Consider the following 10,884-nt stretch of genomic DNA (forward strand, 5'->3'; position numbering starts at 1 on the left):
ATCGGTTACAGCCGTTCTCCCCGCTCCGCCATCGACAAACCTTGCGGCTGTGTCCTCGCCGCCCTTGTGAGCGTCGGCAAAATGGATGAATAGTCCAAACAGGGCGCCGCCCTGAAATTGCCCGCTTGCGGTTTTCAGGTCGCGCCACAGCCGAGCCGGGTTTTTTGAATGGTCAGCCCTGAACAGCGTAAGAGAAGAGGTCCGATCGCCTCCCGCCTTCTGGCGCTGGATGCCTGGATCGATTCCTCGCTCTACGAGATCGGGTTCAAGGCGCGCCAGTTCTGGGAGGCGGCGACAATCTTCTCGCGGCGCTTCCGTCTCAAGGGCTGGCGTCGCGGCATCATCGAGATTTTGAGCGAAGGTTTTACGCTCGGCGCCGGCGGCATTGTGGTGATGCTGGCGCTGGCCATCCCGGCGTTCCAGGATACGGCCGGCGACTGGCGCGCCCAGGGCGATTTCGCCGTCACCTTCCTCGACCGCTATGGCAACGAGATCGGCCAGCGCGGCATCATCCAGCGCGACTCGGTGCCGGTCGACGAGATGCCCGATCACGTCATCAAGGCAGTGCTCGCCACCGAGGATCGGCGTTTCTTCGATCACTACGGCATTGATGTTCTGGGCCTGTCGCGCGCGATCTTCGAGAATGTGCGCGCGAACTCGGTCGTCCAGGGCGGCTCCAGCATCACCCAGCAGCTGGCCAAGAACCTGTTCCTGACCAATGAGCGAACCTTCGAACGCAAGATCAAGGAGGCCTTCCTGTCGCTGTGGCTCGAAGCCAATCTGTCGAAGAAGGAAATCCTGCAGCTCTATCTCGACCGGGCCTATATGGGCGGCGGCACGTTCGGCATCGAAGCGGCGGCCGACTTTTATTTCGGCAAGAGCGTCAAGGACCTGAACCTTGCCGAGGCGGCAATGCTGGCCGGCCTGTTCAAGGCGCCGACCAAATACGCGCCGCACATCAACCTGCCGGCGGCGCGCGCTCGCGCCAACGTGGTGCTGTCCAACCTGGTCGATTCCGGCTTCATGACCGAAGGCCAGGTGCTGCAGGCAAGACTGCACCCGGCCGACGTCGTCGACCGCGGCGAACAGAAGAGTCCCGACTATTTCCTCGACTGGGCCTTCGACGAGGTCAAGAAGATCGCCAAGCCTGGCCAGCACTCGCTGGTTGCCCACACCACCTTCGACGCCAACATCCAGAAGGCGGCGGAAGAGTCCGTCGAATTCCACCTGCGCCAGTTCGGCAAGGAGTACAACGTCACTGAAGGCGCAGTGGTCGTCATCGAGACCAATGGCGCGGTGCGGGCGATCGTCGGCGGCCGCGACTACGGCGCCAGCCAGTTCAACCGCGCCACCAAGGCGCTGCGCCAGACCGGCTCGTCGTTCAAGCCCTATGTCTACGCCACGGCGATGGAGCATGGCTTCACGCCGAACTCTGTCATTTCGGGCGGACCGATCAGCTGGGGCAACTGGTCGCCGCACAATTACGGTGGCGAGTCGGCGGGCAACATCACGCTGCTGATGGCGATGGCCAAGTCAATCAACACCGTGCCGGTGCGGCTGGCCAAGGACCATCTCGGCATCGGTCCGATCAAGGCGATGGCGGAATCATTCGGGGTGGAATCGCCGCTGGAGGGGCACAAGACCATGGTGCTCGGCACTTCGGGCATGACCGTGATGGACCAGGCGACGGGCTACAGCGTGTTCGCCCAGAACGGCTTCGTCGGTTCCCGGCACGGCATCACCCAGCTCGTCACCCGCACCGGCGACGTGGTGTATGACTGGACCAAGGATGCGCCGCCGCCGCACCGGGTGCTCTCCGAGCAGGCGCTGAGATCCATGAACACCATGCTGACGGCAGTACCCGTGATGGGCACGGCCCGGCGTGCCCAGATTCCCAACATCGTCGTCGCCGGCAAGACCGGCACGACGCAATCCTACCGCGATGCCTGGTTCGTCGGCTTCACCGGCAACTACACGGCGGCCGTGTGGCTGGGCAATGATGATTTCACCCCGACCAAGAACATGACCGGCGGCTCGCTGCCGGCGATGGTGTGGCAGCGCCTGATGGTCTACGCGCACCAGAACATCGATCTGAAGCCGATCCCCGGCATCGACAAGCCGTTCGTCGACGAGGAAATCGCGGCCAAGGCCGCGGACGCGCAGAAGAAGAGCGAGGAACAGGCCGCGGCCGAGGCGGCCGCCGAACGCCCGCCGGTGCTGTCGAGCCGGACAACGCAGACGCTGAGGGACATGACTCAGCTGTTCCAGTCGGCGCCCAAACTCGACGCCCCTGCCCCGCCCGAAACGCTTTCGGCGCTGTGACATCCGCCCCGGCGCGGGTTTTAGCTCTTTGTTTTTATGCATGTCGTTCTCCCAAAACCGAGGCCACTTTCGGGCGACATGCATTAGCCGAGGTGCAAATCCACCACGCCGGCTTGCCACGAGGCCCCACGCCGCGATATCCCCGAACGGCAATCCTTCGCGCACGCGGCCCTTCATGCTCAAGAATGCCTTCCTGATGCTGCTTTCGCTTGCCATAGCCATTGGCGGCGGCGGCGCCAGTGTCTGGTATGCGCTGAATATCCAGGACGGCGTCGGGGCGATCCGCATCGGCCAATGGACCGCCTTCCCCGATATCGGCACGCCGGCCGCCGACCCCTATTCCAAGGCGCGCGTGGCGCGCGAGGGCGTGCTGGCGCTCGGCCGCGCCGAGGGCCTGTCCTTCGTCGCGGAAAATGATGCTGCCGGCGACCAGCTCAAGCGGGAATGCAGCTACAGAATAGAGGGCGGATTTCCGACAGCCCGCTTCTGGACGCTCTACGCCGCCGATCAATCGCTCGGCGTCGTCGAGACCGGCAAGCCGCGGCTTGCGGCCCTTCAGTCCTACGAGGTGCTGCGCCAGGCCGACAATTCGGTGATCATTTCAGTCGGCCATCACCCGATGCCCGGCAACTGGCTTTTGACCGACGGTTCCGGCCGGATGTATTTCGTCCTGACCTTCTACGACACGCCCATCGCCAGCAGCACCGGCCTATCGGACGTTTCGCTGCCCAGGATCGTGAAGGCCGGCTGCGATGCGTAATGTCCCAGCCGCGCTGCGCCGTCTTTTCCATGCCGTCCTGCTCGGCGTTGTCGGCGCCGGCATCGTGCACATCGTGGTGCTGCTTCTGGTGCCGGAATTTTCAGAACGCGACGCCTGGTCGCGCCTGTCCATGGCGTCCGATCTCTACAGAATGAACCGGCTCGATGCCGAGGCGGGCGGCGCGCCGGTGGTGAAATCGGTCGACCCGCTATTCTATGCCACGGCCTGCCGGTTCGACCTCGAGGAAGGAATGGTTCGGATCAAGGCGCCGGGGAACGTCCCCTTCTGGTCGGTCTCGGTCTATGACCGCAGTGGCCACAATGTCTATTCCTTCAACGATCGTACGGCGACCGGCGGTAAGCTCGACGCGGTTGTGCTGACACCTGCCCAGATGATCGATGTGCGCCAGGACTTGCCCGAGGATTTGCAGGGGGCGATCTTCGTCGAAGCGCCGATCGACGAGGGCATCTTCGTCATCCGCAGCTTCGTGCCGGACGACAGCTGGAAGCCGATCGTGTCGCGCTTTCTCGATCAGAGTTCCTGCGAGTTGCAGGATTTCTAAGCCGCTAGCCAAAAACCCAGAGCTGACGGCCTGACGGACCAGGCCGCGGCTTCAGTGATGCGGCACCGGTGTCCGCGGCGATCCCGGCTTGTCGGGCCCGGCCGGCCGCGCTTCAGCGGTGCTGGACCGCTCATAGCGGATGCCGGGAAAGATGATGACCGCCGCCGGTATTTCGGTGGTTTGCTTGGCTCGATTGGTCGGTGCCGCACGCGGCACGAAAGACAGTACCATGCCCATGATTCGCGCATTCCTCTCGGTTTCCCCGGAGCACAACGCAACGCCTCCAAATATCATTAAGGCCGGCAGAGGGTTAACGGAGCGCTAACGGATCACCGCTAACTTGATCTTTGTCTTGAGGTCTGGACGTTCTGACCAAGGCAATCGCGAAACCGACATGGTCCCGGTCGAGCGTGATCAAGGCTTTGTATCGAGTATCGGGTATCCTTCGTGTCATCTTCGGACTTCAGGCAAATCGCGATACGGACCGAATCAGGCAAGGCCGAAAGGCTGTTCCGTGCCGCAGTGTCGGCGTTCTGCTCGCTGACCCGCCCATCGCGCCGCGAGATCGGCCAGCTCGAGGACCTGACGCTGCCGCTGTTCGATGATGTGTCCGTCGAATCGCGGCGCTATGTGGCCGCTGCCCTTTCCGAATGTGAATATGCTCCCGCCGCGTTGGTGCGGCGCCTGTGCGAGGAACCGGTCGACATCGCCGCGCCGCTGCTGATCCGTTCGCGCGCCGTCAGCGATATCGACCTCATCGCGCTGATCGGCCGGCACGGGCTGCCGCATGCGCGCGCCATCGCACGCCGCAAGGACCTGAACCCGACCATCGCCGATCTGATCAGGGTGCTCGAAAGACCGACTCTGGTGCGGGTGCGGGATCCGGAGGTGCAAGCCCCCGCGGCACCAGCCGCCGCGCTCGTCAATGCGGAAGCGGCAGAGGACAGCGCGACAGCACAACAGGCCCCTGGCATTGCCGCCGAGAATGCACGGCGCAGGCTGCGCTCCATGATGCGCACCGGCGACGAAGCCTTGGCGGCGAGGGTCGATGCGTTCCCCGGTTCGGATACCTATGTCAAACTGCGCGAGACGGCGCTGACCGGAAACGCCGCGTTCTTCCAGACCGCGCTTGCGGACGCCCTCGACATTGATTTCTCGACCGCGCGCTCGCTGACCGCCAACCAGAACTATGCCTCACTGCTCGCGGCGCTGCGTTCGCTCGACCTCAGCGAGGACCGGGCCTTCCTGATCACCGTCGCCATATATCCCAGCCTGTTTCCGCATCCGCAGGCCATCCGCACCTATCTCGACCGCTACCGCCTGCTGCATCGCGATGTGGCACTGGACAAGGTGCGGGGTTGGAAGGCCGAGACGGTGTCCAGGATGGTTCGTGACGCCTCACCGGCGAACAGCGACAGCCGCAAGGCCTCGAACAGCGACGATGTCGCCGCCCCCGTCCTCAGGGCGTCTTCACGGAAATAAGCTCTTCGACCGGAACAGTCCCGGCCTCGATCTCGACCACCCAGATGTCCGGATCGAATTTTTTTTCCCTCTCAAGACGGGCGTCCAGCACGGCCGGATCGTCGCCGGCGGCGAGAAGGCTGAAGAAACGGTCATCGGGCTTGGCCGAATCATAACTTGTCTGCGGCGCCGGTCCGTAAAGGGCGATTTCACCCAGCCTGCCCCGCGCCAACACGAAGACAGCGCCGGCCTCGGTCGCGCCACGGTTGACCACGGCGGCAAATCCGCCAGCGCCGAAAACGCGGCGCACCAAGGCGGAAACCCACAGATCCGATGTGACGCGCATGAAAACTCCGCAAGCCGTGCGGGCTATCTAGCGATAATTCCACCGCTCGGCGAGCCGTCATTTCCCGATCAGTTGGTCAGGCCGATCTCGCGCATCTTGACGTAGACGATCTCGTCGGGCTCGCCGGTCTGCGGCAGGCCGAACAGCGACTGGAATTCCTTGATCGCCGCCTTGGTGCGCGCGCCGACGACACCATCCAACCGCATGTCGTCATTGCCGAACGCCTTGAGTCCGGCCTGGATCTTGACGATGCGGGGGTCGGGTCCCTGGGTCGGGGCGGTATCCGCCTGCCCGGAATTCGCCTGCCCGGAATTTGTCTGCAGGGACACCGGGACGGCGGCCTGCGTATCCGGGCGAGGTTGCGGTTTGGGCACGGAGGCGGTCTTCGGCGTTGCGCCAAGCTGATCGAGCAACAGGGCATCGATCTCGCCGGAAGCGTTGAGCCCGACCTTCTGCTGGTAGGCCTGTATGGCCTTGCGCGTGTTGGGCCCGGAAATGCCGTCGACCGTGCCGGAATAGAAGTCGAGATCCTTCAATATGCCTTGCACCTGCTCGACCACCGGGTCGCCCTTCATCGGGGCGGGCGCCGCATTGGGCCGCACGATGTTGATCGTCGTCTCCGGTTCGTCGGAGGCAGTGTGCGGAAAACCCTGGAAATTGCGGGTGGCGAAGAACGCCCCGGCATGCGGGAAAGGCTGATACCACAGCGCATTCGCCGAGACATAGAATAGCGTCACCAGGAATGCCGTCGATCCGCCCACCAGCACGGGATTGCGCGAAATCATGCCGCCGACGGCCATGGCGCCGTCCTGGAAGGCGTTGCTGCGGCGTTTGACCGCCTTAGGCTGTTTTGCGGAGCGAGCCATTTCTGTCCCCTTTCGCCCTCGTCACCGGCATCGTCAGCACCCCTGCCTCGTTCGCCGGGCGCCCCTTCGGCCCGTTGACCGGCAGGCTGATGGTCACCGTGGTGCCCTCGCCCGGCATGCTTTCGATCGACATGGTGCCTTCGTGAAGCCCCACCAGCCCCTTCACCAGTGAAAGGCCAAGACCGGTCCCCTCGAAACGGCGCGTATAGTCGTTCTGGATCTGCATGAAGGGCTTGCCGAGGTTGGCGAAGTCCTCCTCGGCGATGCCGATGCCGGTGTCCCTGACCCAGAAATGCAGGCGCGAGCCGATCCGCTTGGCACCAACGACGACGTCGCCGCCATCGGGCGTGAACTTGATCGCATTGGAGACGAGATTGATGAGGATCTGCTGCACCGCGCGGCGATCGGCGTTGATGTCGCCGGCGTCGGGAGCGATCTGCGTCTGCAGGTCGATGTTCTTGGTCTGCGCCTGCAACCGCATCATCGACTGGCACATCTCGACGGCTTCCATGAACCGGAACGGCTCCGGTTCCGCCGTGTAGGCGCCCGATTCGATCCTCGACACGTCGAGTATGGATGTCACCACGGCCAGAAGATGCTGGCCTGAATCCCGCACAAGGCCGACATACTCTTTCTGGCGCGGATCCTTGAAGGCGCCGAACATCTCATGCAGCAGCATGTCCGAGAAGCCGATGATGGCGTTCAGCGGCGTGCGCAGTTCATGGCTGACCACCGCCAGGAATCGGCCCTTGGCCACTTCGGCGGCGGCTGCCACCTCATTGGCCTGTGCGAGTTCTCCGCGCAGCCGGGCTGTTTCGTCATTTTCGCGCAGGACCAGCGTGAAGACATCGCCCTGCTCACCGCGCACCAGTTCCAGCAGGAACGGCCGATAATTATCGGCCATCAGGCGATTGTCATTCTGGCCGTTGCCGTTCTGGGGCAGCCTGATGCGCAGTTCGAGGCGGCGCGACAGGGCACCATCACGCATGTCGGCAAGGGCGCTGAGATAGGAGACACGGTCCGACAGATGGACGCGGTCGAAGAAGCCCGTTCCGGAAAGCAGTTCAGGAGGCAATTTCAAAAGCGTGCGCGCCTTGGCGGACGCGTCCAGGACTTCACCGTGTCGGGCGACCCGCATGACCACCGCGTCGATGATGTCTTCCAGCCTGTCGCCCGGATCCAGCGTATCAGCCGCACCGGTGGTGTCGCGAAACGCCGATACGCGCGGGATGAGCGTCAGTGCCCAGGCCAACGGCACCAGCCAATGCCAGGCCGCGATCTGCGCGCCCGCGAAGGGCAGGAAGGCCGCTGCCAGAGGCTGAAGGGCAATGGCGGCTATGGCCGATACCGCCCCCCACAGGGCCGCGCGGCGCGAAGTGCCGATCCACCAGGCTTCGAAAGGCAGCGCCAGGGCAAGCACGGCGACGGGAGAACTCAACCCGCCGGCGGCGGTGATGAGGCCGCCAAGGGCAACAGCCGCCATCGCGAGGGCGACCGGGGCCGCCGCGGCCATCTTGCCGGTCGCCGCCACCAGCAAGGCGACGAACCAGCACAGACCGAAGGCGGCGAAGATGGCGGCCATTGTCACAGCGGCGCCCATGCCTGATGTGACCAGCGTGACCGCGGCACCGGCGGCAAAGAATGGCGCCGCCAACATGACGCCGATGAAACGGCGCTGGCGTTCGCGGCCGCTCTGCCCAAGAATGGAGGGATGGACCATACGTTCGCAACCGGCGGCAATCGCGCCTGGCAATTCAGCGTATCTGGCCTTGATCGGCATCAATTCAACGCACTCGCACTCGTCGTGAACAGCTCTGCTTTTGCAGATTGTTTTGATTGGCTCTGAAACTCTCATCCAGCGTTTAAGGAATGGATAAGGCAGCGCCGACCAAAGCCCGGCCTGCGGCAAATATCGGGACGGCGACGGCCGAAAACCCGGGCAAATGCCGCCATAGTAAATGGAGGGTTATCTCCGAACGCCCACCGTCGGCGGACCATGGATGGGAATAGAACCGCCCCAATCCGAGGAAACATCAATGGAAACAAGCAGATCGATGGTTATCAGAAAGTAACGAAAATCGTCCCGATATGAAACAAATCCACTGCAAAACGCTTTGTTTCGAATTTGCCTAAAATTTGAGGAAAATTCTCTGCGAACCTGCAAGCCGTCCTTTGTGCCTGTGTGCCAAGATCCTGCCCATAAAAGAGGTCATGCCATGTGACGCATGATCCGGTCACGACGAGAGGCGAGGCATGTTCTTTCTGATAAGAATGGCTTTCTGGTTTTCACTGGTGCTGCTGGCGCTGCCGCTGAGTGTCGGTTCCGAGGAGCCCGGGCAGGAAAGCGTCGGGCCGATCCAGGCCCTGTTCGCGGCACGCGACGCGGTGGGTGACATTGCCGGCATCTGCGAGCGCAAGCCCGACGTCTGTGAAACCGGCAAGTCGGCGATGCACACCATCACCGCACGCGCCAAGGAGACGGCCAAGATCGCGGCCGCCATGCTGGACGACAAGTCCGCCGGCCCCGACACCTCGACAATGACGGGCAGCGTGCCGGAAGAGATCGTCTTGCCCGAGACCGTCAACCTGCCGGTAAAGAACTAGACTGCCGATAAGGAATTAAGCCGTCTCGACGGCACACCGCGGGCCGTCTGCCCTCTCGACGCCCGCGGTGTCCTTGTTTTTTCCGTGACGCGGCACTGCTGCGTGATTATATCCGGGTCATGACGACCACGATCCAGACGATCCGCGACGACTTCTCCTTCCTTGATGAGTGGGAGGATCGCTATCGTTACGTCATCGAGCTCGGCGAAGCGCTGCCTCCCTTCCCCGATGCGGAACGCAACACCGCCAACAAGGTGCCAGGTTGCGTCAGCCAGGTCTGGCTGACCACCGAACGGGGACCGGGCAGCGATCCGGTCATTACATTCACCGGCGATTCGGACGCCCATATCGTGCGCGGGCTGGTCGCGATCATGCTGGCGCTGTTTTCCGGAAGGACCGCCAGCGAAATCCAGAAAACCGATGCGGAAGCAACGCTGAAGGCACTCGGCCTGGACGAACACCTGTCGCCCCAGCGCGCCAATGGTCTCCGCTCGATGGTCAAGCGCATCAAGCGCGATGCCGAGGCGGCACTCAAGCAGACCGCCTGACGCCCCTGTCGGCCAACAATCGTGTCCCCAAAAGTCAAACGGCGCCCGAAGGCGCCGTCGATGTCGGTTCGACCTGACAGCGCAGCGACTATCGCGCCTTGCGCTTGCGGCCGAGGCCCATCTTCTTGGCAAGCTGCGAGCGGGCCGCCGCATAGTTCGGGGCAACCATCGGGTAGCTCGGGTCGAGGTTCCACTTTTCGCGATACTGGTCCGGCGTCAGATCATAGTGGGTCATCAGGTGACGCTTGAGCGACTTGAACTTCTTGCCGTCTTCAAGACAGACAATGTAGTCGTCATGAACCGAGCGCTTCGGATTGACAGCCGGCTTCTGCTTGTCGGCAGGGGGCTGTTCGGCGGTACCGCCCACGCGCCCGAGAGCGGCATGGACATCGGATATGAGGTTCGGCAGTTCGCCGACCGGGACGGGATTGTTGCTGACATAGGCGGCCACCACATCGGCGGTCAGCTCGATCAGCGCATCATTGTTTCTGGAAGGTGTTTCGACAATATCCACGATCTTCAGGCCCCAACAAGAGTTACGTCGGTCTGTGCCCCTTTTACAGGCAGGGCATTGCACGAATTTATGAAGGTAGAATTTCCTCGATTCGTGTCACGGTCGCATCAATGCGACCATAGCGCAAGTAAGTCAATTCTCTCTTTGCATTATATTTACGAAAGTTGATCAACTATTGGCCAATCAGCTTCAATCTTTCGTGCATTATGTAATTTTTCGATATTTCGCGCCCCAAACCGGCAAAGGCTGACGTTACGTCAGATCATCGTTACATTCGCGACAACTCACAAGACAGATTTCAATGCTCCGGTTTGCTTTGCCATCGGGCGAACAGTCTTGGTTGTCACATCCGCCCGCAAAACCACAGGTTGCCGCCGCATTTTCGGGCAGGCGACCAAGGCGACATGTCCGCCAGCCGGCCGCCTCGGGGCCAATCGATGCCGCTCGATCAATACGGGGTGATGAACTTGCCATAGGCCCAGCCGGTGACGAAGGTGCCGTTCTTGGCTGGATCATGCCAGATCTCACACCAGCGATAGCGAACGGTCCGCCGTTGCTTCCATGCCGGTTGATTGGCGATGTCGAGCAGGTTTATGCCATCGGTGCATCGTCCGGTCATCTGCAGGACGGTCCCGTTCGGGTATGCGGCCTGCTTCTGGGATGTGGTTGATGGATATTTACGCACGTTGAGCGTGTCGCCGAACGGTAAATTGGCCACTTGCCAAGCCGCGAATACGGTCGCATGAGACTGGCCGGCAAAGACCAGTGTTAGCGAAGCAACGGCGAAAGTCGCGGCAATCCGAGACCGAATGGTCATCATCTTTCCTCCCGGCCCATCTCAAGGAGCCGACACCACCTCTAGGCTGCAGCCCTTGAACCCACCCTGATCGGCGTGTTCATT

12 protein-coding genes are annotated in these 10,884 nt (G+C 62.5%); 6 read left to right on the plus strand and 6 right to left on the minus strand.

Annotated elements, in window-relative coordinates:
- Positions 1–168 precede the first annotated feature (168 nt).
- From EB231_RS25655 to EB231_RS25665, 3 genes are all read left to right on the plus strand, one after another.
- The gene (locus tag EB231_RS25655) at positions 169–2,322 is read left to right on the plus strand and encodes a transglycosylase domain-containing protein (protein ID WP_172351268.1); all 2,154 of its coding nucleotides are present in this window, start codon (positions 169–171) and stop codon (positions 2,320–2,322) included.
- 175 nt (positions 2,323–2,497) lie between these two features.
- Entirely contained in the window at positions 2,498–3,082 is a 585-nt protein-coding gene (locus tag EB231_RS25660) for a DUF1214 domain-containing protein (RefSeq protein WP_172351269.1), read from the plus strand.
- Entirely contained in the window at positions 3,075–3,644 is a 570-nt protein-coding gene (locus tag EB231_RS25665; protein WP_172351270.1) for a DUF1254 domain-containing protein, read from the plus strand. The genes EB231_RS25660 and EB231_RS25665 overlap by 8 nt, the downstream gene beginning before the upstream one ends.
- A 51-nt stretch (positions 3,645–3,695) precedes the next feature.
- Here EB231_RS25665 and EB231_RS25670 read toward each other — a convergent pair whose 3' ends face one another.
- Positions 3,696–3,881, minus strand: a complete 186-nt coding sequence (locus EB231_RS25670; RefSeq protein ID WP_136090370.1) for a hypothetical protein — start codon at positions 3,879–3,881, stop codon at positions 3,696–3,698.
- A gap of 210 nt (positions 3,882–4,091) precedes the next feature.
- On the opposite strand from EB231_RS25670, the gene EB231_RS25675 reads away from it, so the two are divergent.
- On the plus strand, positions 4,092–5,126 hold the full coding sequence (locus EB231_RS25675) for a hypothetical protein (RefSeq protein WP_172351272.1): 1,035 nt from the start codon (positions 4,092–4,094) through the stop codon (positions 5,124–5,126).
- On the opposite strand, the gene EB231_RS25680 is transcribed toward EB231_RS25675, so the two are convergent.
- From EB231_RS25680 to EB231_RS25690, 3 genes are all read right to left on the minus strand, one after another.
- Positions 5,104–5,451 (minus strand): DUF1491 family protein, encoded by a 348-nt coding sequence (locus EB231_RS25680; protein ID WP_172351273.1) that lies wholly within the window; start codon positions 5,449–5,451, stop codon positions 5,104–5,106. The two genes, EB231_RS25675 and EB231_RS25680, sit on opposite strands and share 23 nt — an antisense overlap.
- Before the next feature lie 68 nt (positions 5,452–5,519).
- The gene (locus tag EB231_RS25685) at positions 5,520–6,317 is read right to left on the minus strand and encodes a peptidoglycan-binding domain-containing protein (RefSeq protein WP_172351274.1); all 798 of its coding nucleotides are present in this window, start codon (positions 6,315–6,317) and stop codon (positions 5,520–5,522) included.
- Positions 6,292–8,037, minus strand: a complete 1,746-nt coding sequence (locus EB231_RS25690) for a sensor histidine kinase (RefSeq protein WP_172351275.1) — start codon at positions 8,035–8,037, stop codon at positions 6,292–6,294. Before EB231_RS25690 ends, EB231_RS25685 begins: the two co-directional genes overlap by 26 nt.
- 533 nt (positions 8,038–8,570) lie before the next feature.
- Between EB231_RS25690 and EB231_RS25695 the strand changes: the two genes are divergently transcribed.
- Both EB231_RS25695 and EB231_RS25700 read left to right on the plus strand, forming a co-directional pair.
- Positions 8,571–8,921 (plus strand): DUF5330 domain-containing protein, encoded by a 351-nt coding sequence (locus EB231_RS25695; RefSeq protein ID WP_056563621.1) that lies wholly within the window; start codon positions 8,571–8,573, stop codon positions 8,919–8,921.
- A 119-nt stretch (positions 8,922–9,040) separates the two neighbouring features.
- A complete protein-coding gene (locus EB231_RS25700) occupies positions 9,041–9,469 on the plus strand; it encodes a SufE family protein (protein WP_172351276.1) in 429 nt (142 codons plus the stop codon).
- A gap of 88 nt (positions 9,470–9,557) precedes the next feature.
- Here EB231_RS25700 and EB231_RS25705 read toward each other — a convergent pair whose 3' ends face one another.
- A complete protein-coding gene (locus EB231_RS25705; RefSeq protein WP_010915014.1) occupies positions 9,558–9,983 on the minus strand; it encodes a MucR family transcriptional regulator in 426 nt (141 codons plus the stop codon).
- Positions 9,984–10,431: 448 nt separating this feature from the next.
- Positions 10,432–10,800: an SH3 domain-containing protein gene (locus tag EB231_RS25710; RefSeq protein WP_172353017.1), complete on the minus strand. Its 369-nt coding sequence runs from the start codon at positions 10,798–10,800 to the stop codon at positions 10,432–10,434.
- Between the last annotated feature and the right edge of the window lie 84 nt (positions 10,801–10,884).

This window comes from Mesorhizobium sp. NZP2298 (assembly GCF_013170825.1).
Taxonomy (GTDB): domain Bacteria; phylum Pseudomonadota; class Alphaproteobacteria; order Rhizobiales; family Rhizobiaceae; genus Mesorhizobium.

Excerpts from the sequence above, each read along its gene's own strand:
- EB231_RS25655 (WP_172351268.1), top strand. The coding sequence starts at position 169 with ATGGTCAGCCCTGAACAGCGTAAGAGAAGAGGTCCGATCGCCTCCCGC.
- EB231_RS25660 (WP_172351269.1), top strand. The coding sequence starts at position 2,498 with ATGCTCAAGAATGCCTTCCTGATGCTGCTTTCGCTTGCCATAGCCATT.
- EB231_RS25665 (WP_172351270.1), top strand. The coding sequence starts at position 3,075 with ATGCGTAATGTCCCAGCCGCGCTGCGCCGTCTTTTCCATGCCGTCCTG.
- EB231_RS25670 (WP_136090370.1), bottom strand. The coding sequence starts at position 3,881 with ATGGGCATGGTACTGTCTTTCGTGCCGCGTGCGGCACCGACCAATCGA.
- EB231_RS25680 (WP_172351273.1), bottom strand. The coding sequence starts at position 5,451 with ATGCGCGTCACATCGGATCTGTGGGTTTCCGCCTTGGTGCGCCGCGTT.
- EB231_RS25685 (WP_172351274.1), bottom strand. The coding sequence starts at position 6,317 with ATGGCTCGCTCCGCAAAACAGCCTAAGGCGGTCAAACGCCGCAGCAAC.
- EB231_RS25690 (WP_172351275.1), bottom strand. The coding sequence starts at position 8,037 with ATGGTCCATCCCTCCATTCTTGGGCAGAGCGGCCGCGAACGCCAGCGC.
- EB231_RS25695 (WP_056563621.1), top strand. The coding sequence starts at position 8,571 with ATGTTCTTTCTGATAAGAATGGCTTTCTGGTTTTCACTGGTGCTGCTG.
- EB231_RS25700 (WP_172351276.1), top strand. The coding sequence starts at position 9,041 with ATGACGACCACGATCCAGACGATCCGCGACGACTTCTCCTTCCTTGAT.
- EB231_RS25710 (WP_172353017.1), bottom strand. The coding sequence starts at position 10,800 with ATGACCATTCGGTCTCGGATTGCCGCGACTTTCGCCGTTGCTTCGCTA.